Raw genomic sequence first — 26255 nt, 5'->3', positions numbered from 1 at the left:
CTAATCACTTGATAAATGAATGGAAGGAAGAAGTTATTATCCTGTTAAGTATCCAACAACTGAGAACCAGTAATTATTTACCTGTAAAAAAACTATTTTTAAATTGGCAACTTGGTGATTAATAGGTAACTTTAGGCAACCTATTGATTTCTAACTTGACCGAACTACTGAAATATCAAATTGCCCTAAGCCTGGTTAAAGGAATAGGACCCAAATTGGCTCGTAACCTTGTTGCATATGTGGGCGAGGTTGAAGAAGTATTCAAACAAAGTGAGCGTTCTTTATCCAAGATTCCCGGCATAGGTTCTGTGGTAGCAAAATCAATAAAAAGTGCGGATGTGCTGGAGCGGGCAGAAGAAGAAATCGAATTTATTCTTCAACACCAGATTCAGCCTTTGTTTTTTACAAGTCCCGAATTTCCTTCCCGTTTAAATTACTGTGATGATGCTCCATTGATGATCTTTCTGAAAGGGCAGAATAAACTTGATTCCAGAAAGGTCATTGGAATTGTTGGAACTCGTCAGTCCTCAGAGGATGCTAAAATTAACTGTGAGAAACTCGTTAGTGGTTTGGCTGTTAATTACCCTGATTTAGTTATTGTGAGTGGTTTGGCTTATGGTATAGATGTTTGTGCTCATCAATCAGCATTGAAGAATAGTGTTGCAACATATGGTGTGTTGGCGCATGGATTGGACCGGATTTATCCATCATTGCATAGAAATACCGCAGCTCAAATGATTGGACAGGGAGGCCTAATAACCGAATTCTTAACAAAGACCAATCCTGATAAGCCTAACTTTGTCAGGCGTAACAGAATCGTTGCGGGGTTGGTTGATGCATTAATTGTGGTGGAGTCTGGAATTAAGGGAGGAGCTGTTATAACAGCACGAATAGCAAGTTCATACAACAGGGATGTATTAGCTTTCCCGGGATGTGTAAATAATGAAATGGCGAAAGGTTGCAATTATCTGATAAAATCAAATATTGCAGGTTTAGTTGAAGATGCGCAGGATGTAGCAAATGCATTGGGATGGGAGGTTGATAAAAATCATAATTCGGTGCAAAAGAAAATTTTTAATGAATTCAATAACAGTGAAGAAGAGTTATTGTATACTTTATTGTATAACAATAAGGAAATGACAGCTAATGAGCTGAGTTTAGCGAGTAACCTGCCAGTGAGTAAGGTGAGTGCCAATATGTTGTCACTTGAATTTGCAGGTATGGTAAAAAGTTTGCCGGGAAATGCATTTCGGTTACTCTAATGAAAAATGTGCATGTATTATGGAATGTTTACTTGTAAAAGTTAAGAGGTAGCAAACAAAATGATTAGATTTGCGTAGAACGACTAAGGAAAAAATTCGAATTTAAACACAAATATTGGACTTATGGGCATTAATACCCAAACGTTAGTCAAAAATACATTCAGAGGACGGATTACATCATGGGTAATAATCCTGCTATTATTATGGATTATACCAGGTAATATTATAAGCCAGATAAACGTACCTGTTTGTCAGAATGGTGTGGTGCGTGTGGCTGCAAACCTGACAGATCCTACTTATATGGGTGCAAATGCAGCACCTCCTGGTCACCTTCAAAAAGGCTATTGGAGTAATACAGCCGGTTTAACTTTTTCAAATTTAAATGATCCGAATGCAATTATCAGTGGTTTGGATGGTTATCCTGCAGGTACCACTTTTACAATAACATGGTATCATGGCATAGATCAAACCTATGATATCACAATAGAAATTACTAATAATGTCTCACCGGAGTATATTTTACTAAATAATAATTCGCCCAAGACAACAGACAATGTTTTGTTTTGTAATACGCCATCCAAATATACTTTTGAAGTAGTTCCTGATCCGGTAAATCCAGGAGCTCTTATTTCATCGATAGACTATATTATTTATCATCCGGATGGTAGTACTCATGAAGAAAGTGGGGCATCAAATCCTGAAACTTTTAACTTAAATCCTAGCATAGGATATCAGGATTTGGATATTTTTTATGCTTTGGTAAGTAATGGAACTTGTTTGGATATCACTACCAATACCATTCAACTTGCTGAAATATCAAATGTTGTAGTGCAGATCCAAGGTGGAAAATCAGCTTGTGATCCAACTGTTTTTGATGGTAGTCATGTTTTGGAAGTTCTACCTTTCGATCCGATTCATTTTGGTTACCAGTGGATGTTAAATGGAGTGCCAATAGCAGGTGCAACAACTTCAACTTACACGTTGGTGGATCCTGCTCCTGGTTTTGCGACTGGGGTTGGTTCTTACACAGTTGTTGTTACAGACTTTGATTATCCTAACCCTGGAAGTTGTGTTCCGGTTGAAACAGATCCGGTTGTTATAAGTAATTTAGCTCTCCCAGCCATTTCAATTGATGACAGGCCAACAGGCTCGGGATTATTTGAGATTTGTGATGGAACACTTTCTGAAACATTAACAACAAGTCTTGTTGGTGGATCTCTACCATCTAATATTGAATATGACTGGTATCAGAATGGTTCATTCGTATCCGGGACCAGCACTCAACCTGAAAATGATGATGGTACTTATCCATTAAATAATGATAATACTAATGCATTAGATTACAATGCATTTGGAAACTACTATGTTGTATTAAAAGATGCAGATAATATAGAGTGTAAAAGTACTTCTATACCTATCACTGTTCAAACCATACGTTTAGATGATGTTGCATTGGTTAAAGCAAACAATGCTCAACCATTTTGTATAAGTGGAACACCACAACTGAATGTAACAGTTAATGGAGGATCTGCCCCTTATACTTTAACATTTAATGATGGTACAAACGTATTTACGAGAACTCTAAATACTAATGGAGGATTGGTATCTTTACCTGTTATTACTTCAACCACTACATTTGAAATTACACAAGTTGAGGAAGTGTCTACAGGCTGTCTTTGGACAGGATCTAAAACTGTGACATTTAATGTATATACTTCACCAGCTGTTCAAACTACAACAGGTAACAATGCATGTGTCCCTTCCAATTCGGTAAGTTTATCATTGGCCACACCAGAGAACGGCATTACATATCAATTACGCAGGGACAATAATGGAGATGGTATTTATACTGATAACATTGGTGGTGCAATAACTTACAACACAGGCGATCCAATACCTTTAGTTTGGGATAATGGAGGCCTTGGATATACCACCGTTGGTACCTATAAGGTTTTTGCATCCACTGTTACATGTGCTGATGTGCCAATGGATGGTGAATTTATTGCAACAGCAGAACCTGTTGATCATCCTTTACAAGCAACAGGAGTTGCACCCCGCTGTTCCGATCCGGCCAATCAGGTTACCTTCTCAACCAGTGGAAGTGAAAACGGTATATCTTATACCTTATACAGAGATAGTGGTTCTGGAGGAGTAGCCGTTGAAACCAGAGCGGGAAGTTCTGTAGGAGCAGATATAACATTTACACCTCAGGATCAGGAAGGATTATACTGGGTAGAAGCTGTCAAAGGAACACTTTGTTCCATTGTAATGTCCAATTCATATCAGATATTTCCGTCTCCTGATGTTTCATTAATTACAATTAATTCAACAGAGACTTGTGAAAATGTTGCAACAACAGTTTCAATTAGCCAGAGTGAAACAGGTGTAACTTATACTTTATACTATGACGATGGTACAGGAGCTGTTGCAACTGGTTATGTCGTAAACGGATTAAGTGGATCAGCAAGGACGTTGGTAAATAATCAAATACTTGCTGCCGGAGTTTACACTGTTAGTGCTGAAAGAGGTAGCTGTCAGGAGTGGGTGAGTGGATTCGTTACAATAAATGCTCAGCCATTAGATAAAGCATTTGCAACCAATCCTTATGTCTGTAATTCAGGTAATGTTGTAATTAGTCCCGGAGAATTAGGAGTAAGCTATACCTTATATAAAGATAATTTCGTCGATCCGACTTATGGTACCGTTCTTGGTAATGGAGTTAATCCGGTATCATTTAATGGATTGGTACCGGGAGTTTATACTGTATTAGCATCCAAAGGAGGATGTTCTCGATTCTTAACGGATGTATTAACCGTTGAACCTCAGCCTCTGCCTCAGACTGTTACACCTCAAAGTACTTCCTATTGCGTGGGAGGACTGGGTGTTAATATTGATTTGGGTGATACCGAATCAGGGGTGCAATATTTATTAATTGATAATACAACTGGCGACACTCTGGCTATAACAGGTAATGGAAATCCTCGTACATTTACAAATGTTACAGGAGGAAATTACAGAGTTGAGGCTGTATCAAATAATTATAGCTGTTCTCTTTTACTGGCCAATAATATTATTATAACAGAGAATAGTTTACCAACAGTTGATATTCTAAATCTTCCTGGTGATTTCTGTGAAGATCAAGGTGTTGTTACTTTAGTTGGTAGCCCTACTAATGCGGGTGGTTCATGGGCCGGACCAGGAATATCAGATAACTTTAATGGTACTGCTGATTTTGATCCCGGAGCTGTAAGTGCCTCCGGAACAAGTTATACTATTTATTATTCATACACAGATTTAAATGGATGTACTGCTTCGGTAGGAGAGCTTGCTACTGTTCATTCAAATACTATTGGAACTAATTTGACAATTGTTAAATCTGATGGTTCGGCACCCGATGTAAATTACTGTGCAGATTCTCCGGATGTGGTTTTACAAGCAAGACATAATGGTGCTGATATTACAACCAATGATGCGATTTTTTCTGGTGCTGGTATTACAGACCATGGAGATGGTACTGCTACTTTCTCTCCGGCGGCAGCTGGTCTTGGGACCCACACGATTACATTAACATATATCGATGCTTCCACTAATTGTAATGGGAGTACCAGTTTGACAGTTACTGTTGGAACTCCATTAAATCTGGTTAATTCAATTGCTCCAAGTTACTGTAGTTCTGACAATACTGCCGTTCGACTTCGTGGTCAGGTTAATGGTGTAGATCCGGCAGTTGGAACAACTTTTTTTGATATTTGTGACAATACAGGCACTCCAATTGCAGGGTATATAGGTATACCAAATGATACATATGATTTTGTGCCAGCCACATTCTTTGCTGCCAATGGCCCTGGAGATTATCAGATTAAATATAACTATAACTCAGGCTCCTGTCTGAATACACTGACCACCTATTTTAGTTTGTATGAATCAATTGATCCATCCTTTGATATTGATGGCGGTTCTGGTCAGACTACTTTCTGTTACGAAACCGGTGCTGTTACTTTGGAAGGTGTAGAGAGTCCTCTTCCTGCTGGTGCTTCTGCATGGTTTACAGGCAATGGGGTAAGTGGTTTGAACTTCTTTACCGATGACGATAATGTAGTTTATTCACCTGCTACTAATCCGGTAACCTATACCATTAATAATAATGGATGTATAACCAGTAGAACCAGAAATATTACTGTTACCAAAGTAGATGTTTCTATAGTAGATCTGCTTTCTGATTATTGTACAAATCAACCAACTCAACTTATTAAAGCTGATGAATTAAATACTGCAATTGTAACAGCAACTTTTACCGCTGAAAAGAATGGTAATCCATCAGCATTTTTAACCCAGATAGCAGGAACAAATACAGCAACCATCGATCCTTCAATTGGAGCTGGATTGTATCAGGTTATCATGGCTTACGAACAAGTTGGTGATGGATGTATAGGATATGATACTGTTGATGTTACTGTACATCTGGCTCAGCCGGTTACATTTATTGGAGTGACCAATGGTCAAAAGATTTGTCGCACTTCAGGAGTGATTGATTTGATTGGAGATCTTCCTGATATTGACCTTGATGGAACTCCTGATGGACAGGGTAATTTTATTGAAATAGTAGGAGTAAGTAATACGGGTACAGATAGTAATGGTAATGCAATTGCAGCCAATGACGGTAAAGCAATTCTTGATCCATCAGCGATGGTAGCTGGCACATATACAATCAGATACGAATATTTGAGTGATCCGGGAAGTTGTTTTACTTACTATGAAAAGCAGATTGAAATAGTAGACTCACCTTCTACTATTTATAATGTAACAGTCAATGATGTAGTTGGAGGTAATTCAGCGTACTGTGTTGATGACGTTCCCAAAGGAGTTAAGATTGGATTGGATGGAGCCAATACAGGAGTAACTTACGAATTATTATTTGCCGGAAGTTCATTAACTCCTGCAGTTACCTATGATGCAACAAGCAGCGCATCATTTAATTTTACTGATGATGGAACTGCTGCAGGTACGGACTTATTATTTGAAAATATTGGAGTATATACTGTTGTTGCCAAAGTTGGCGATTGTGAATCAGTAATGACCGGAAGTGTTTCTGTTGAACAGTATGAGTTAGTGTTACAGACTACAAATATAACTCACGTTGAATGTAAGGGCGAATCTACGGGTAGTGTAAGCTTAATCGCAACTGGAGGTAGTGGAAATTATGAATATAAGTTAGGTGCAACCGGAACATATACAGCAACTTCAACTTTCTCAGGATTAGCTGCCGGAACATATGATTTCTATGTTCAGGATATGTCAACTGCAGCATGTGAGATTGTTAGCCCACTTTCAGTTACTATTACTGAACCTGCTAATAGTCTGAATGTTGTTGAGGATCTGACTAAAAAAGTAAATGTTGGTTGTACTCCTTGTACAGCCGGAGTGGATTGCGAAGGAAGTGCAACTATAATAATTACGGGAGGAACACCATTTACCGGTGTGGACCTTGTTACTTATCCAACAGGATATAAAATTACCTGGCCGGCTGCAGCGAATAATCAGCAAACATTAACGGCTACTCTATTGGCAGCAGGTACTTACGATGTGCATGTTGAAGATGCTTTAGGTTGTGAGTTTATTTTACCTGTAACCATTTTGGCTAATCCTGCACTGGATGTTTATGAGTATGATATAGTTGCTAACCATATTAATAACGGATGTTTTGGTGGAGCCGATGGAGCGTTCACTGTGAAAGCAACCGGCGGAAGTGGCGAATACCAGTTTAGCATAAATGGAATTGATTGGTTTTTAAGTAATCATGCAACAGATAATACGCTGTATGAATTTTCGGGATTAGTTGCTGGTGATTATACATTATATGTAAGAGACAGAAATTATACTCGTTGTAATTATATTAATGCAACCCCTGTTACGATAACTCAACCTGCTGCACCTTTGAGTTTAATTGAGTCAGCTAATAATCAGGTAAGTTGTAACGGTGGTTCCGACGGATCATTTTCTGTAACAGCAGCAGGAGGAAATGGAACCTATGAATTCTCAATTGTAAATCCAGCTGTGGATAATACTCAATGGCAGATTCCAACAACAGCACCAAATATTTTTATGGTTAGTGGAGTAGTTGCTGGTAACCATTCTGTTTGGGTAAGAGATGCTGCATATCCTAATTGTACACAGGCAACTATTGTTGTAAGTGTCTCAGAAGCAAGTTCTTTATCGTTTGATCCTCCATCAGTAACAAATGTTTCATGTAATTTGGGTAATGATGGACAAGTTGAACTTACAGGCGCAGGAGGAAGTGGTAATTATGTTTACTCTATTGATGGAGGTACTACATGGTTGGCAAGTAATATATTTACAGGCCTGAGTGCTGACATTCCATATTCATTCAGTATTGCTGAAGCAGTTGATTTAACCTGTAATCAAATTGATATTCTAACAGTCACTTTAACACAACCATCAGATTTTGTTACAACAGAAGTTGTTGCTGATCATAATGATGTAAGTTGTTTTGGTGGAAACGATGGTTCATTTACTGTTAGTACTTCAGGTGGTGAAGGTTTGATAGAGTATAGATTATTTGATGGAGCGAACTATATAACACTTTGGAATACAAATCCTGTTTTCACAGGCTTGAGTGTTGGAACATATCAGGTGTCTGTTCGTGACCGGGGTACAACTGCTCCAACATATTGTGAGAAAACAAATGTGCTTTCGGTTGTTATTGATCAGCCAGCTGCCGGATTATCATTCACTTCTGAAGTTGTAACTCCTGCAACATGCAACGGATCAGCAACAGGTGAGATTTCGATTGTGGTCGCTGGAGGTACTGGACCTTATTCGTATCAGTGGACGAATATTGATACAGGTACTCCTGTTTCATTATTGAATGGAGGTCAGTCTGCTAATGCAATTAATTTAATTGCAGGAAATTATGAAGTAACCATTACAGATGCTAATGGCTGTACTTTAACAAAAGGTTATTTAGTTACAGAAAATTCAGTTATCACTTTATCGCTTGATACTTATTCAGATATCTCTTGCTATGGTGCAGCTGATGGAAAAATAACTGTAAGTGCAACAGGTGGTTCGGGTGCATATCAATACTCGATTGATGGTGGAAGTACCTGGGTTGGAGCACCTTCAGCCAGTTATACTTTTACTGGTTTAGATGTTGGTTTATATGTTATCCAGGTTGAAGATCTTGGTATAGCCGGATGTTATGCGATTAATACTGTTCAACAGAATTTAACTCAACCTTCGCAGTTAGACTTTTCAGCTTCGGTAACTAATGTAAGTTGTAATGGTTTATCTGATGGAGCAATTTCAATATTAGCAAGTGGTCGTTCAGTAGCAACTGATTACGAATATTATCTTGAAGATGCTTTGGGTAATGGAACCTGGCAATCTTCGGCTAGTTTCACTGGTTTAGCTGCAGGTACCTACCTGGCTAAGGTTCGTGATAAGTTATTAACTACTTGTGAGTCATCCTTAAAAGGACCATTTGTTGTAACTGAACCAAATGACTTTACAACAACAGTAACAGTTTTTCCTGTTTCATGTAATGGTGATAATGATGGACAGTTGATCTTTTCAACGCTTCCGTCAACAAGTATTTATGAATATTCCATTAATGGAGGAGCATGGCAAACCAGTCCGGTTAAAAATTTAAGTGCTGGTGTTTATACCGTTGATGTAAGAAATGTAAGCACTCTATGTGTTAAATCTATTGCAGATCAGGTTATTACTGAACCGGCAAATCCAATAACTATTGATAATATTACTCTTACCCATAATGACTGTAACGGCGATACTAATGGAAGTATTGAAGTTAGCGTTAGTGGAGGTTCTGCTCCTTACACTTATCAATGGAGAAATATGTCAACGGGTATTGATGTCCCACCTGCCAATGATGGAGATCAGGCCAAAGCAATTAATTTACCAGCAGGTGATTACAGTGTAACGGTTACCGATAATAATAATTGTGTTGTTGTTTCCGCAAATAGTACAATAACAGAACCTGTTAAATTAACCACTACATATACCGTAAGTCATATTTCTGTTGTTGGCTTGAATGATGGTGCCATCGTTGTTGCTAATCCACCGGTTGGAGGAACTGGTCCTTATACAATAAGTTGGAGTGATGGAGTTGCATATGATGGAATTTGGGCAAGAACCAATTTGTCAGCTGGGGCATATACTTTTACAATCACAGATGCCAAGGGTTGTTTATATGTTGAGACTGTTAATGTATTATTAACACAGGCTCTTGATTTTACGGTAACTCCAAATACAATAAACTGTTATGGAGATGCTGAAGGAATTATTGCTGTTGCAATTACGGGTGGAACTCCGGATTATACAATCAGTTGGTCTGGTACCTTATTCGATGGATCAACTTTAAGTAATTCATATGTTTCATCGTCAACTAATTATGAGATTACGTCACTGTATTCAGGTGATTATATAGTAACTGTAACAGATATAAATGGAGCTAAGCTTAGTAAGACAAATATCATAATTACTCAGCCTGATGAATTAATAATCAATGAACTCGTAAGAGATGATATTTCTTGTTTTGGTTCTGGAGATGGAAGAATTCAGGTAGAGTTAAGTGGTCATTTGCAGGCTGATATGGACAACTACAATATGAGTTGGGTTGGTCCTGGAGGTTATGCAGATGCAGGGCTGGCCAGTGTTGTTAATGATCAGAGTGGACTTAGTTTACCTGGTAATTATACTGTAACCGTAAATTACAATTCGACATGTTCAGTAACTGAAACATATGTTATTGCTGAGCCAACTGAGATTTTAGTTACCTATTCAGAGTCTCATCTTTCTGCGGCAGGAGCCAATGATGGTGAGATAACAGTTAATGTTCCAACTGGTGGTGTGTCTCCGTATAATATAACCTGGGCTGATGGAGTTGCATTCGATGGAATGTGGACAAGAACAAATTTAGCTCCTGGTAATTATGATTTCACAGTAACAGATGCTTCTGGTTGTAGTGTAAGTTATACAGCTACTATCCTGGATATTAATGCACTCGATTTTACCTACACGGTTACCGACATAAATTGTTATGGTGAACAAAAAGGAATAATTGCCTTGGTTATAACAGGAGGAGTTGCACCATTTGATTTACATTGGGATGCGCTGTTATTTGATGGTACAACACCTTCAGGTGATCAGTTGAATATTACAACCAATTATGAGTTAAAAGATTTATATGCAGGAACATATCAGGTTCGAATTACAGATGCAACAGGAGCAACAATAAGTTATCCGATCATTGTAAATCAACCTAATGAGTTAGTAATTAACAATGTAGCTCTCGATGATATTTCTTGTGCCGGAGCAGCAGATGGTCATATTCAGGTGAGTCTGAGTGGACATGATGTTGCAGATATGCCAAATTATAACCTTGTCTGGACTGGACCAGGTGGATTCTCTGCATCAGGTATTGCAAGCGCAACAAGTGATCAATCGGGGTTAATTTTACCAGGTACCTACACTGTTACTGCTAATTATAACAATACCTGTTTTGTTTCAGAATCATATTCGATAACAGAACCAACTCCAATATTGGTAACTCACACGGTTAATCAAATAACAGTTGCTGGTGGTTCTGATGGTGAAATTATTGTTGATACGCCTACTGGTGGAGTGCCGGGGTACACAATTACCTGGGATGATGGTGCTGCCTATGATAATGTTTGGACCAGAGACAACTTAGCAGCAGGAACTTATACTTACACAGTAACTGATAATGTTAATTGTTCTGTTATTAATACAATTGAAATTACTGATACAGATGCTCTTGATTTTCTGATATCTGCCAATTCAATCAATTGTTATGGAACCAATACAGGAATAATATCTTTGGTTATATCCGGAGGTACAGGTCCATATAGCATTGTTTGGAACGGAACTCAGTATGATGCCACTCTTGTTACAGATTCTGAGTCTGTATCAATTAACAATCATCAAATTGAGGATCTTTATGCAGGAGTTTATGTAGTTACAATTACTGATAACAATGGGGCTACACTGGATAAAACGATTACTGTTAGTCAGGCTGATGAGTTGGTAATAAACCTTGTACCAACTGATATTAGTTGTTATGGTTCTGGTGATGGTGAGATTGTGGCTAATGTGGTGCATGGTGCCAATGATGTTAGCGCTTATCCTATATACTGGACAGGTCCTGGTGGATATTCTTTGTCCGGTACAGTTGGAGTTAATAATACAATCAATAATTTGGGAATGGCAGGTACGTATAATGTTCAGGTTAGTTATAACGGTACTTGTGTTGAAACCGAATCATATGTTCTTGCTGAACCTGCGGAGATTATTGTTTCATTACAAAGTTCAACAGATGTTACCTGTAATGGTGGTTCCAATGGAAGTATTTCAGTATCAGCTACAGGAGGTATAGGATTTAGTTATCAATGGTATTTGTTTAATGCAACATTAGGAACGTATGATATCATTGCAGGAGAAACCAATTCATTTATTAATAATAGAATAGCCGGAGAGTATAAAGTTGAAGTAACCAATAATACAACTAACTGCATAGGCGAATTAATTCATGAAATTGAGCAACCTGAGCCATTAGGTTTAACCATTACGCCAACAAACATTCTAACATGTAATGGAGATGATTCTGGTGAATTGTTGATTCAAATAACCGGTGGAACTGAACCTTACAGATATAACTATGGTACTGGAAATATCCTTCTTCCGGTGGGTATTACAAGTGTTACGGTTACTGATCTTATAGCAGGTTCGTATGACGTACTTGTTACCGATGCACATAATTGTACCATTTCAGTAAATAATACTTTAATTAGTGAGCCTACAGGTCTGAACCTAAATGTTATCAATCAATTTATAAGTTGTGATGATCAGGTTGCTGGTTGGCCTGATGGAGAATTGGTAATAGAAATTTCAGGCGGTATCATTAATGGAGTAGATCACAACTATCTTCTTTCACTGGAAGCTTTTACAGGTAGTGATAAAGTTATCTTGGTTACTAATCCTGGTGGAGGTACTTATACACAAACATTTAGTAATCTGGCACCAGATAAATATACATTATATGTGTATGATCAAAATTCATTAGATACTGATTATTGTGTTCAGACTTATGATTTTGAATTAAAACCAATTACTATAACAGGAAATGCAATAGATGCCAGTTGCGAAGGTGTAGCTGATGGTAGCATTACAGGTATTAATCTTGACGGTGTATCGTCAAATTACAGCTATAGTTGGTCATCGCCAGATGGAGGAATTGGTCTTGATCAATCCACATTAAATCAGGATGGTTTATCATTTGGTACCTATACTTTATCAATAACAGATACAGATAGAGGTGGCTGTATTGTTGAAAAAGATTTTATCATTGACTACGACAGAACCATTGTTGTTGACGGTACTACCTATGATGTAAGTTGTTATGGTGGATCTGATGGAGCTATTACATTAAATATAACTGGTGTAGGTGCGACTGCTACTTATCTATGGACAGGACCATCAATCACTGCAACCAACGAAGACAATAAAGACCTTACAGGTCTGGTTGCTGGTAATTACACAGTTCTTGTGACAGATGGTTCATGTACTGCAAGTCGTACTTTTACTGTTAGTGGACCAACAACAGCATTGGATTTCAACTTAAGATATCTGATTACTGATTGTGATCCATATACACGAACTATTGAAATTTATAATCTGACAGGAGGAACAGGAATTCAGGACCCTTCGTTCGGAGATTTTAAATACAATGTTTCTGGTCCGGGTGCAGTTATTCAGGATCCAACGAATTATCATTTATTTACTGTTTATGTGGGTGGTACTTATATTGTTAAGGTATCAGATAAAAACAATTGTGAAACCAGTTACAGTATTACCATTCCTAAAGAAATTGCCATAACTCCGGTTATTACAGATGTTAAATGTAATGGTGGAAATACAGGTGCTATTTCTATTAATTTAACTGGTGGTAGTGGTTCGTTCGGTTATAGCTGGACAAAAACAGGTGATGCTACATTTACGGCAACAACCCCAACAATTAACAACCTTACTGCAGGAGAGTATATTCTGGTTATTACAGATTTAATTGAAAGTGATGGTGCTAATTGTAACAGAACATACACTTTTGAAGTGGGGGAACCATTGCCAATACTGATTGATGCAACTGATATCGGTGATGTTACCTGTAATGGTGATGCGGATGGATATATAAATCTTGAAATTCAAGGCGGAGTTGCACCATATACTTATTCATGGTCACCTGTTTCTTCTGGAATTATTCAAGGAAATAAAAATCAAACAGGATTAGAAGGCGGAACTTATACTATATTGGTGCGTGATGCTAATTTATGTACTGCCACAAAAGATATTACAATTTCTGAATATCCATCTATTGATGCAATAATCAATATTACTGATACTGAATGTGATGGTGCTAATGGAGCATTTAATCTGATTCCTACAGGTGGGTCAGGAACATATACCTATTATTGGAGTACAGTAGACGGTGATCCTATCCAACTAATACCAACTGACAAGGATCAAACCGGATTATCCGGTGGAACTTATTCTGTTGTAATAACAGATGCTGATCCGGACAGATCATCTTGTACATATACTTTATCAGCGACTTTGACAAGTGCCATAGAAATTGTTAATGAAGTAGTCACAGATGTTACTTGTTCAGGCAATAATGATGGAAGTATAACTTACGATGTTATTGGAGGTGATGGTAATTACACTTACTCTTGGTCAACTATTGATGGAAGTCCTTCAGCATTAACACCAGGGGCGAGAAATCAAAGTGGATTAGCACCGGGTACTTACACTGTTACGATTACAGATGGAAGAACATCCGGAGGGGTTGATTGTGCTATCACAAAAGACTTTACCATTGTTGCTGCAACCGGATTAGATGTACAGGTTCAAATAACACATATTGAGTGTTATGGCGAAGCTGTTGGTTCTTTATCGGCAGCTGTTACGGGTGGAAGTGGAAATTACAGTTATAGCTGGAGCAATGGAGCAACAACGGCAACTATTACCAATGTGTTGGCTGGCGTTTATACTCTTCAGGTTACCGATTTAGATCTGGGATGTTCATTTATTGGTGCTTATACGATTAAGCAGCCTGCATCACCAATCAGCATAGATGCGGTGAATATTACGGATGTGCTTTGTTATGGTGAAGCAACTGGTGAAATCGAAGTTGTTGTTTCAGGAGGTACAGCTCCTTACACATATTCATGGACCGGATCCGGTAATCCGTCAGGTAGTAATCCAACATCTATGGTCGCTGGGACCTATTCTGTTCTTATTGAAGATGCAAACGGATGTACATTAAACTCGGGTGATATTGAAATAACTCAACCAACATCTCATATAACCGTTTCTAATCCACAGATTACCGATGTTTCAACAACAGGAGGATCTGATGGCCAAATTTTGGTTGATGTTACAGGTGGGGTAGCTCCATATACATTTGAGTGGTTCGATGCTACCAATACTTTAATAGGTACAACCAATCCTGTTATAGGATTGAGTTCGGGAACCTATAGAATAGTGGCTGTTGATGCCAATGGATGTAGATTTGAGTATACAGGTATTAAGGTTGTTGAGCCTGGAGAAGCTTTAGGCTTTGAAAAAACCGTGTTTAATGTTAGTCCATGTAATGGTGATTCCAATGGAGAATTGCATATAAATCGTGTTTACGGTGGATATCCAATAGCCAGTTCTTATTACAGAATACAGGTAACCGGTCCGGGAGTTAATCAGGATGTAAATGCAACATCACTTCATTTAACAGGTTTGGTTGCCGGAACATATAGGGTTATTGTTACGGATGATGTGCCAGTGACATACCAGGAGGACATTGTTATTAGTGAAAATCCGGTATTAACATTAACCACATCAGTAAGTAACCAGATTAACTGCTACAGTACAAATACAGGAGAAATACAGGGATCAATCACGGGTGGTCAACCAAGTGCAGCAAGTGAATACTTTGTTGAAATTATTAGTGATAAAGGGTATTATGCCTCTCAACAGGTCGCATCAGCACCCGGTACTTTTACATTTACTAATCTTCCGGCAGGGCAATATACTATTCTTGCCTATGATTATGCCGGTAGCTTTGACTCAATGTCACCATCAAGGGGTAATTGTAATGCGACTGATATAAAAGTTATCACTCAACCTGAAGCAGGAGTTGTACTATCTTCTGCTGATGGATCATCTGAGATTTGTGTAGGTGAAGATTTTGATATGGTATTAACTACCAGTGGTTGGAATTTTGCAATTGACGGTAGTTTGAGAGTGACATTGTATGATGGTTCAACCTACTGGGATGAAATAGTTAATCAATCACCTTATAGTATAACGGTTGCTCCTGTTTCTAATAGAACCTACAGTATTACTAAAGTAGCTGATCCTGCCAATACAACCTGTTTAAAAGGAACAGGTAGTGGTCAGGTACAATTAAGAGTAAATCCTTTACCAACTGCCAATATCAGTGGTCCGGATGAAATGTGTTCTGATGGTACTGTTAGTTTAAGTGTGAGTTTGACTGGAGTGGCACCATGGACAGTTACCTGGGTGGACAATAATAATGGTACATCTTCGACAGAAACAGTTAATGTCTCACCATTTATATTCACTGACTCACCTGCTGCTGATGCAAGTTACAGTATATTGTCAGTGTCTGATGCTAATTCTTGTTCTACCACAGGAAATGGTCAGGTTGATGTTACCGTTCATACAAAACCATCGGTACTGTTGAGTGGAAGTACAAATATCTGTTATGGTGGAACCGCCAATCTTTCAATTGAATTTGGAAATACAGCTTATCCTTATACCATAACATACACTGAAAATGGAGTAAATAAATCCATGACAGTATCACCAAGTTCGGGTAACACATATATCTGGGCAGTTTCACCAGCCGAATCAACAAGCTATGAAATAACCAATGTTGTTGATGCTAATGGTTGCGTGATGGATATAACAACAACGATTGGTGCTAATGTAACCGTTAAGCAATTACCTGGAAGAATCGATACTATCAGAAACAATGATGTTTTAGGTGGTGTATGTCAGTCCGAAACCGGTGTTATTTATACTATAGATCCGGTAACAGATGCAGATGGAGGATATATCTGGACTGCTCCATTGGGAAGCACAATTGTTACAGGTAATGGAACAACTTCGGTTGAATTGGATTTCGATGCTGATTTTGCCGGTGGATATATTGAGGTATACGCAACCAATACCTGTGGTGATGGTCAGCCTGCAGAATTATGGATACCTGCTAAATTATTGCCAGGTAGTGTGGGAGTTATAACTGGTCCGACAGAGTTCTGTCAGGGATCAACAGATATTACATTTAGTGTATCGGCAGTAGCCAATGCAACTGATTATCGTTGGGAGCTACCAACAGGCTTTATCATTCAGGGTGCAGACAATGCTGCAACCATTAAAGTTGATCTGGATCCTATGTTGGATGTAATCACGGGAGACATCAAGGTAACTCCATATAATGCATGTGGAGACGGACCTAATACAGCAACATTAACGGTTAATGTTTATCCGTTACCAACTGCTTATGCCGGTTTGGATGATGGTATTTGTGGAAGTACTTATACTTTGGCAGCAACCGATCCTGCAACTATCAATGCAAACTGGAGTGGTCAGTGGGAAGTAATTTCAGGTTATGCCGTAATTAATGATCCAACAGCATTTAATTCAACAGTATCTGATCTTAGCAGAGGAGACGTTGTATTCCGTTGGACAGTAACCAATAATAGCACAGGCGGATTAAATGACTGTGCAGTATATGATGAAGTTGTCATCCGAAATAATACATTATCTGTATCGGCTGTAGCTGATCATAGTAATGTGTGTGACGGAAGTACAACTTTGAGTGGAACATTTATTTCCGGAATTACTGGCAGATGGGAAGCTGTTTATCCAGTTGGATCAACTGCAGCATTTGCTCCGGCCAATACAGCTACAACCATTGTAACCAATATGGAACCAGGTTTAAATCGTTTCCGTTGGACATTAACCCAAAATGGATGTGAAAGCTTTGGAGAGATAGAAGTAACCAATAATGAGCCTTCAGATGCAATAATAACAGATGGAACATCTGTTTCGGTATGTGATAGTGAAGTAACATTAAATGCCATTGCACCTATAGAAGGTAGCGGACGTTGGACTTTAATTAGCGGATCAGGTGTGATTGATACTCCAGATGCACCAACTACTTTGATTACAGGCTTGGATTTTGGAGATAATATTTTCAGATACACTACTTCTAAAAATGGTTGTGAGAAATTTGCTGACATAACCGTTCGAAATAATACTTTACTGGTTGATGCAGGAGTTGATGAAACTGTTTGTGATGGTGTAAAAGTCTTGAATGCAACTGTGCCTCCTGCTAATGTTACCGGAAGATGGATATTTGTTGAAGGATCAGGTTCATTTGATGATGGATTTTCACCTAATGCAACAGTAACAGATTTGGCACAGGGAACAAATAGGTTAGTATGGGAATTAAACCAGTTTGGTTGTATCAGTACAGATGAAATTGTTATTACCAATGATGAACCAACACAGGCACAAGTTGGAAGTAATCAGACTATTTGCGCTTACGAAACCCAGTTAACAGGAAATACACCTTCTGTAGGAACAGGTTTCTGGTCTATTGTAACAGGATCAGGAACTTTTGAAGATACATCTGATCCGGTAACTCAAGTAACAAATCTGGGTGAAGGATTGAATATCTTCCGATGGACTATTATGCATAAGAGTTGTTCAAGCTCGGCTGATATAACCGTGATTAATAATCATGTTGTTGTAAGTGCTGGCAAGGATACCATTGTGTGTGGCAGAACTACCAGCTTAAGAGCAAATACCCCTGCACTTGGAGTAGGTGAATGGGGCGTGCTGCCGGGTGTTGGAGGTGGAACTATTTTTGATAATGCAGATCCTGAAACACAGGTTGGAGGTCTTTTAAATGGACCGAATGGATTTATCTGGAGAATTACATATAATGGTTGTGAATCAGCTGATACTGTTATTATTAATAATAATACTCCTTATCCAGTAAATGCTGGTACAGATCAGATTATTGCAGGTGGTGCTACTAATCTTAACGCAACTCCTGTGGTAGCCGGAGTAGGCAGGTGGTCGTTGGTTGCAGGAGGCGCAACTATAACAGACGATCTGAATCCATATACTTCAGTGGCTGATTTACGCAGAGGAGATAATATCTTCCGATGGACGGTTACTAATATGGGATGTACAGAATTTGATGAAGTGACCATTACCAATGGAGAGACTATTAGTGCAAATGCTGGTCTTGACCAGGAAGTGTGTGATGATTACGCAGAATTACAGGCGAATGATCCGGATGTTGGAATTGGAGAATGGTCTGTTGTTAGTGGAGCCGGTCAGTTTGCTCAAATCAATAATGAAAAGACTATAGTGACCAATCTCGGACCTGGTGATAATGTCTTCCGTTGGACTATTTATTATACTAATAGTAATTCAACTGACGAGGTAACCATCACAAATAACAAGGTTACAAATGCCAATGCGGGTCCGGATAGAGATATTTGCGATGATGAATACCAGTTGGAAGCTAATATACCGGCAATAGGTAATGTATCGTGGATGTTAATTAGCGGTAGCGGAGTATTTGATGACGATACCAACCCGAATACATATATCAGAGGTCTTTCGAAAGGTGCTAATGTATTGAAATACGAGATTTCACAATATGGATGTAGTTCAATTGACTCAGTTGTTATCAATAATATGTTGCCAACTATTGCTGATGCTGGTGAAGATACCGTTTATGTTTGTTCCGATTCTGTAGAACTACGACCTAATACGCCTACTTTTGGTACCGGAGAGTGGAAGGTAAAAGAAGGGGCAGCAGTTATTGAAGGAAACTGGGCAAAAGAATTGGCTCCGGGACTAAATATATTATCCTGGGTGATTACATCAGGAACTTGTACTTCTGTTGATGATATTGTGATTATTAATAATCAACCATCTGTTGCACATGCCGGACAGGACAGACCAATTTGTGGTGTGGATAGTGTTCGTTTATCTGCTAATACGCCATTATATGGAATTGGCATGTGGGAACTGATTTCTGGTGCAGGTGTTATTACTGATAATGCTGATCCTAATACCTATGTTTCAAGTTTGTCGACAGGTAAGAATCGATTCCGTTGGACAATTAATAACAATGGTTGTATTTCTTCTGATGATGTTGAGATTGCTAATAACTTTATTGAATCGTTTGCCGGTTATGATCAGGTTAATTGTGCTGATACAGCCTTAATGGAAGCGGTTAATCCATATCCTGGAGAAGGAACGTGGGGAATTGTTGGTGGATCTGGTTCTGCTAATTTTGATGAGCCTAATAGTCCTTACTCAACAGTTCGTAACCTCGATCAGGGAGAAAATGTTTTAACCTGGACAATCAGTTATAATGGTTGTAACTCGGTAAGTCAGGTGTCAGTAATAAATAACAACCCAACACCTGCAGAGGCAGGACCAAATCAGCAATTATGTGATAATAGTACAACCCTGGCAGCGAATACACCGGCAATTGGAACCGGAGAATGGAATATACGAAATGGTTCTGGTAGCTTTAGTGATGTTACAGATCCTTCCGCTGAGATCACTAATCTTGCTTTTGGAGATAATATATTCCGATGGACGGTTACTCATCAAGGTTGTAGTTCTGTTGATGACGTTCAGATCAGCTATAACCGAATTGATGCTTCAGCAGGACCGGTTCAGACTATATGTGCAGATGAAACCCAATTAGAGGCTAATAATGCCAGTCCGGGTATTGGTAACTGGAGCGTTGTTGGAGGAACCAGCCAGGCAGTATTTGAAGATCAGCACAATCCTAACACCATTGTGCGAAACCTTGCAAAAGGAAATAATCAACTACTGTGGACGATCATTTATGAAGGTTGTGAAACTTCTCAGGAGGTTACAATAATCAATAATTCACCAAGTGCAGCCTATGCAGGTAATAGTCAAACCATTTGTGATGATACGACGAATCTGAATGCTACTGCCGTTGATATTGGAGTAGGTCGTTGGGAAGTGTTGTCAGGATCGGCATTTATTGCTGATGTTAATGATCCGAAATCAGAAGTAATTGGATTGTCGAAAGGGGATAATGTCTTCCGATGGATTGTTCAAAACGAAGCTTGTATTCTTAGTGATGAAGTGCTCATTGTTAATAATGAACCATCTCTTCCTTATGCTGGTAAAGATGAAGAATTATGTACTTCTCAGTTAACATTGAAAGCCAGTGCACCTGAATATGGTGACGGATTATGGACTATTGAGAGTGGTGGAGGTAATTTTAGTGATCCAACCAGTCCTTCGGCAACGATTTCAAATCTCGTTCATGGAACAACAGTTCTTCGATGGACATTAACGAAAGGACAATGTACATTAAGTGATTTGATTACGATTGAGAATAATACACCTACAAAAGCGAATGCAGGACCCGATGTACAGGACTGTAAAGATTGGGCACAATTAGATGCTAATACACCTGAATATGGAGTTGGTTCATGGTCGGTTGTTTCTGGAAAAGGTGATTTTGATGATAATTCAGCAGAGAAAACCACAATACGTAATTTAGGTTTCGGTGAGAATATACTGATGTGGACAATACAGAATGGATCATGCTTCTCAACTGATCAGATAACTGTTTTCAATAAGGTTCCTGATCAATCAGAAGCGGGAGCAAACAGAACTACTTGTGATGATTACATTGTTCTGAATGCAAATAACCCTGTTGATGGCACAGGTACCTGGACAGTGATTAGTGGTTCCGGAGTATTTGATGATCCTAATCAGTATAATACCATGGTTACTAATATTGGTTATGGAACAAACGTTTACAAATGGACCATTGGCTATGGAGAATGTACTACTGAAGATGAAGTGACGATCATTAGTAATAAGGCTCGTCCGTATGCAGGAGAAGATGATGTGACTTATGAACCGGTATATGATATGCAGGCTGAAAATCCGGGCTCATTAGTGGGTACATGGACAATTGTAGCCGGTGGAGGTACATTTGATGATATTAACTTCTTTAATACAACAGTTAGTGATCTTCCAGAAGGTAAGAGTACCTTCAGATGGACGATTGAAACAGAAGGTTGTGTGGCGTATGATGACGTGACCATTGAATATAAATCGGTACCGGAATCCGGGTTTACAACAAGTATTGATGCCGGATGTTATCCTCTGGAAGTGAAGTTTACCAATTATACAGTTGGTGGATCCTCATTCGTCTGGGACTTTGGTGACGGAACAACATCATCCTTACGTAATCCTACATATACTTATGAGAATCCGGGCGAATATACTGTTGTTCTTACAGTACCAGGACCTGATGGTCAGGATGCTGTATCGACACATATAATAACAGTTCATGATCATCCGGTGGCTAACTTTAGTATTACACCAGAAGTTGTATGGGTTCCTGATGATCCGATTAAGTGTACAGATCTTTCATTAGATGCTGCAACTTGGTTATGGGAATTTGGTGATGGGCAAACATCAAATGAACAAAATCCAAGTCACTATTATGAGCAAGATGGTATTTATTCCATCACGCTAACTGTTGAAAATAGTTTTGGTTGTGACAATACCTATGTAGCTAATAATATTGTAGAAGCTAAATTAGCTGGTTTTGTCATCTTCCCTGATGCATTTGCTCCTCGACCAGACGGAAGTACAACAGGTGGAATAGGAGAACGTGATGATACCATATTTAAGCCAAAATACCGTGATGTTGATAACTTCCATATGCAGATATTTAATCGATGGGGACAATTAATATTCGAAACCAACGATATTGAAATAGGCTGGGATGGACGATATAAAGATAAACTGGCTCCACAGGCTGTCTATGTATATAAAGCAAGTGGTAGATACCTTAATGGAGTTGAGTTTAGAAAAACAGGAACTGTTCTATTAATTAGATAATTTTAATACCTATATTAGGGAAACCTTAACCATGATAAAGAAGAAAGAACATTTGAGAATTATAATCTTGTTAATTGGATGCCTCAATATGATGCATCTTAATGCTCAGGATGCATCTTTCTCTCAGGTGTACGCCAGTCCTCTGTATTTAAGTCCTTCCTTTACCGGACTAACTAATGGATCGCGCATAAGCCTGACTTATCGCGATCAATGGCCAGGTATACCCAATACTTACAAAACATATGCATTAGCTGCAGATCATTTTTTTGAAGACTACAGTAGTGGCTTAGGATTAATGTTTTTGCGTGATGATAGTGGTGATGGGAAATTGGTTCGTCAGGATATCAGTGCTCTTTATGCATATGAATTTGCGATTAATGATGGGATTTTTGTCCGACCTGGTATTCAATTTAAATATGCTGAAGTAAATCTGAATGCCGTAAGTTCTGTTTTACCTTCCGATCAGGGAAGTGATGGATCTACTATTGGAAGCTCGGTTTATGGTAATGAAAATACTAAGTATTTCGATGCAGCAGCATCGGCCATGATCTATAGTGATTTTTTCTGGTTTGGAATGTCGGTTGATAATATCATTAAACATGATATTGCTATTACCGATATTGAGACCTATAACCCAATCAAAACATCTTTTTATGGTGGTTATAAATTTGAATACAAAACAGGAAGAAGCCGAATAGATCAGAGTTTAACAGCAGCATTTAATTATCGCATTCAGCAAGGGTTTAATCAGCTGGATTTTGGAACATACTGGTTCCTTAATCCAATGGAAATAGGTGTGTGGTATAGGGGTATCCCTTTTGCTTCGCAGAATGGATTGAGTAACAATGATGGCTTGATATTTATTTTGGGAGTAAATGTTGGAAATATTCGTTTTGCATACAGTTACGATTTTACCTTATCTGAGTTGAGCGGATATAGTAACGGGGCTAATGAATTATCACTTATTTATCGGTTTAATCAGGTTTATAAGAAAAGAAGTCCAAGGGGAGCGATCCCTTGTAGTGCTCCCGGATACGGCAATGCTTCAGGCTCTAAGTATCGTCGTCGTACACGGAAAATTTTCTAACTAAAAATTTAAGAACCCTTATTAGATAATGAAGTAATTAATGTTGTGGCATTTGAGCATGGGCAATGCCGAATATGTGAATAAAAAATTGAGCAAATATTTTTATATGCAGGCTAATAGATTATATTTGTTCTCCGTTAAAAATAAGCTATAAAATCATTAGTGAGAATATGAAACAAGTATCTACAGTATTAAATGGGGTTTTATTAATTGCTGTTATCATTTTATATGTACTACATTTTTCTTCTTCAAAAGAAGCTGTAGTTTCAGGAGAAGGTGAAGCTGCTGCCGATGGAGATGTTTATCCTGTTGCTTTTATTAATACAGACTCATTGTTGTTGAATTATAACTTTGCAAAAGTGGTTAACGAGCAATTGATGGGTAAAGAAGAGGCTTCAAGAGCTGATTACGCAGAGAAAGCAAGGATTTTTCAGCAAGATGCAGTGGATTTTCAACGTAAAGTTCAAACCAATGCCTTCTTGTCGCAGGATAGATTTAATAAAGAAAGAGATCGTTTAGCAAAAGCAGAACAGGATTTACAGCTATTAAATCAACGTTTAACCAATGAATTGATGCAGGAGCAGGACAAATTAAATCGTCAGCTTCGTGATACATTGGAAAATTATCTTAAGGAATTTGCCAAGGATAAGCCTTATAAAGTTATTTTAAGCAATACATTGGGTGATAATGTATTGTATGGTGCACAAGGAGTTGATATTACAAAACATGTTACTGAGGCTCTTAATGCACGTCACGAAGCAGGTAACAAGTAAGAAATTATATTGATATATTAGGGCAGAACTTTTTTAAGTTCTGCCTTTTTTATTTTTATGGATAAGCTTTTTCAGAAATATTTGTCAAGACATTCAGTTAGTTTTCCCTTTGAAAAGGATGACTCAAAGAAAGATATAAGGGTAGTTATCCCAGTATATCTTGAAGAGGAAAGTATTGATCTTTTGCTTGATTCTATACATGTGGCTGCCAAAAAATGCCAGATGCAGATAGAGTTAATAATGGTTGTTAATTACTCTTCAGATTGCAGCTCAGACGTAAAGCTTCGTCAGCAAAAACTCTTTGATTATTTGATAGGTCAAAGTCAAGAATATACACATTTTTCTATTTCAGTTATTCAAGCCTATGATTTAATTGCCAAACATGCAGGAGTTGGCTGGGCGCGTAAAATTGGCATGGATTACGCCGTTTCTAAATATGCGGATGAGGATAATCCAGGAGGAATCATTTTGTCATTAGATGCAGATTGTGTTGTAAGTTCCAATTACTTTACAGAAGTATGGAAGAAGTTTGAAGAAGAAATATTAAATGGTTGTACCATTTGTTTCGAACATCAAAGTGAAGGGCTTAATGATTCGCAAAAAGAGGCAATTTTTCAATATGAGCTACATTTAAGATACTATTTGCAGGCATTGCGATGGACCGGACATCCACATGCTTTTCATACAGTTGGTTCCAGCTTCGCTATTACAGCAGAAGCGTACGTTAGGGCAGGAGGTATACCTCGAAAGCAAGCCGGTGAAGATTTTTATTTTCTTCAGAAAGTAATTTCTTTAGGTAGTTTTTCGGAGTTGAATACCACATGTGTTTATCCATCTTCACGTATTTCTGATCGTGTTCCATTTGGAACCGGACCTACCATTGCAAAACTAATTAATGATTCTGATGATTATAAGACTTATAATTTGCAGGCTTTTATCGATCTGAAGGATTTGTTTATTATGCGAGATAAATTCTATAAGATAGAGCAAGAAGCTTATCTGGACCTTTTAAGTGAATTAAGCGGTCGAATCAGAAGTTATTTATTGAATTCAGACTTCTATGCTGATCTTACTAATGTGAATAATAATTGTTCTTCATTAAACACATTTAATAAACGGTTTTTTGAGGTTTTTGACGCTTTTAGAGTTGTGAAATACCTGAACTATGTTCATGAACATTTTCTGGAAAAAACAGCCGTTTTTGATGTTTCTCTCGATCTGCTTGAATTGCTTGAAAGGGATGCCGATGATCTGATGGATACCAATGATGTATTGGACTATTTTAGAAAATGGGAAAAGCAGTGATTCTATCCTAATTGAATAGTCTTCAGTCTGAAATATAGTTATCTTTTATCCTTTAATCTTTTAACCTTCTACTTGTTTATTTTCTGAGTCGTCGAAAGCTGGCATAAAAATCAAGTACTACCATGCAAATGATAAATACTACCCAATAAGTGCGGTTAGTATACATTGCCCATGCTGTCGGTAATAAAAATATCGAACTGTAAATTAATATAGAAAATACACGAAAGTTCTCTTTTCGACCAATGACACGGTTATAAATTCTTACACCTATAATTGGTAAACTACCGATAAATAAAACAAGGTAGTCATAGTCAACATTTGTCACACCCATCAGTACTCCTAAAAATACCAGTCCCATACCGATGTAATACAGGATGCTTAAAACTCTCTTAAAATCCATATTATTCTTCTTCAACGATAAAAAGCACTTCGTCTTTTTTCTTCATGAGGTATTCTTCCCTTCCAAATTTTTCAAGATTGTCGGTGCTACTCTGAAGCTCTTTCATTTTTCGGTTGTTTTGCTCAATCTCTTCAATGTAGTGCTCTTTCTGCTTTTCTAATTTGGTAATGCGGGATTGTAACTTGAAGCGGTCAATCAGGTTGTTCTGATCGAAAATACCTATGTAAACCACAAAAATCACAAATGCTATAAAGTATTTGTTACTGATTAGTGGCTGAATGTATTTTTTAAAGTTCGACCAGTTCATATAGTACCTTTTCGACAAAGGTAATAAACTTTGTGCCTCAGAGCTTAGC

The 26255-nt window shown here is 38.1% G+C and carries 7 protein-coding genes; 5 read left to right on the top strand and 2 right to left on the bottom strand.

Features of this window, described 5'->3' with window-relative positions; translation table 11 throughout:
- Positions 1–155: 155 nt before the first annotated feature.
- From dprA to ACRD62_RS01340, 5 genes are all read left to right on the top strand, one after another.
- The gene (dprA, locus tag ACRD62_RS01360; RefSeq protein ID WP_430818322.1) at positions 156–1262 is read left to right on the top strand and encodes a DNA-processing protein DprA; all 1107 of its coding nucleotides are present in this window, start codon (positions 156–158) and stop codon (positions 1260–1262) included.
- 123 nt (positions 1263–1385) lie between these two features.
- The gene (locus ACRD62_RS01355) at positions 1386–22334 is read left to right on the top strand and encodes a PKD domain-containing protein (RefSeq protein ID WP_430818321.1); all 20949 of its coding nucleotides are present in this window, start codon (positions 1386–1388) and stop codon (positions 22332–22334) included.
- 31 nt (positions 22335–22365) lie between these two features.
- The gene (locus ACRD62_RS01350) at positions 22366–23421 is read left to right on the top strand and encodes a PorP/SprF family type IX secretion system membrane protein (protein WP_321405540.1); all 1056 of its coding nucleotides are present in this window, start codon (positions 22366–22368) and stop codon (positions 23419–23421) included.
- Between the two features lie 170 nt (positions 23422–23591).
- A complete protein-coding gene (locus tag ACRD62_RS01345; RefSeq protein WP_430818320.1) occupies positions 23592–24194 on the top strand; it encodes an OmpH/Skp family outer membrane protein in 603 nt (200 codons plus the stop codon).
- 57 nt (positions 24195–24251) lie between these two features.
- A complete protein-coding gene (locus tag ACRD62_RS01340) occupies positions 24252–25499 on the top strand; it encodes a glycosyltransferase family 2 protein (RefSeq protein WP_430818319.1) in 1248 nt (415 codons plus the stop codon).
- Positions 25500–25575: 76 nt separating this feature from the next.
- On the opposite strand, the gene ACRD62_RS01335 is transcribed toward ACRD62_RS01340, so the two are convergent.
- Both ACRD62_RS01335 and ACRD62_RS01330 read right to left on the bottom strand, forming a co-directional pair.
- Positions 25576–25899: a hypothetical protein gene (locus ACRD62_RS01335; protein ID WP_430818318.1), complete on the bottom strand. Its 324-nt coding sequence runs from the start codon at positions 25897–25899 to the stop codon at positions 25576–25578.
- Between the two features lies 1 nt (position 25900).
- Positions 25901–26206: an FtsB family cell division protein gene (locus ACRD62_RS01330; protein WP_321405534.1), complete on the bottom strand. Its 306-nt coding sequence runs from the start codon at positions 26204–26206 to the stop codon at positions 25901–25903.
- Positions 26207–26255: the final 49 nt, after the last annotated feature.

This window comes from Carboxylicivirga caseinilyticus, assembly GCF_050589785.1.
Taxonomy (GTDB): Bacteria; Bacteroidota; Bacteroidia; order Bacteroidales; family Marinilabiliaceae; genus Carboxylicivirga; species Carboxylicivirga caseinilyticus.
The sequence above is the reverse complement of the archived record's forward strand: the minus strand, read 5'-3'. Positions and strand labels throughout refer to the sequence as shown.

Coding starts and splice junctions, on each gene's coding strand:
- ACRD62_RS01355 (WP_430818321.1), top strand. CDS start 1,386: ATGGGCATTAATACCCAAACGTTAGTCAAAAATACATTCAGAGGACGG.
- ACRD62_RS01340 (WP_430818319.1), top strand. CDS start 24,252: ATGGATAAGCTTTTTCAGAAATATTTGTCAAGACATTCAGTTAGTTTT.
- ACRD62_RS01345 (WP_430818320.1), top strand. CDS start 23,592: ATGAAACAAGTATCTACAGTATTAAATGGGGTTTTATTAATTGCTGTT.
- ACRD62_RS01350 (WP_321405540.1), top strand. CDS start 22,366: ATGATAAAGAAGAAAGAACATTTGAGAATTATAATCTTGTTAATTGGA.
- ACRD62_RS01335 (WP_430818318.1), bottom strand. CDS start 25,899: ATGGATTTTAAGAGAGTTTTAAGCATCCTGTATTACATCGGTATGGGA.
- ACRD62_RS01330 (WP_321405534.1), bottom strand. CDS start 26,206: ATGAACTGGTCGAACTTTAAAAAATACATTCAGCCACTAATCAGTAAC.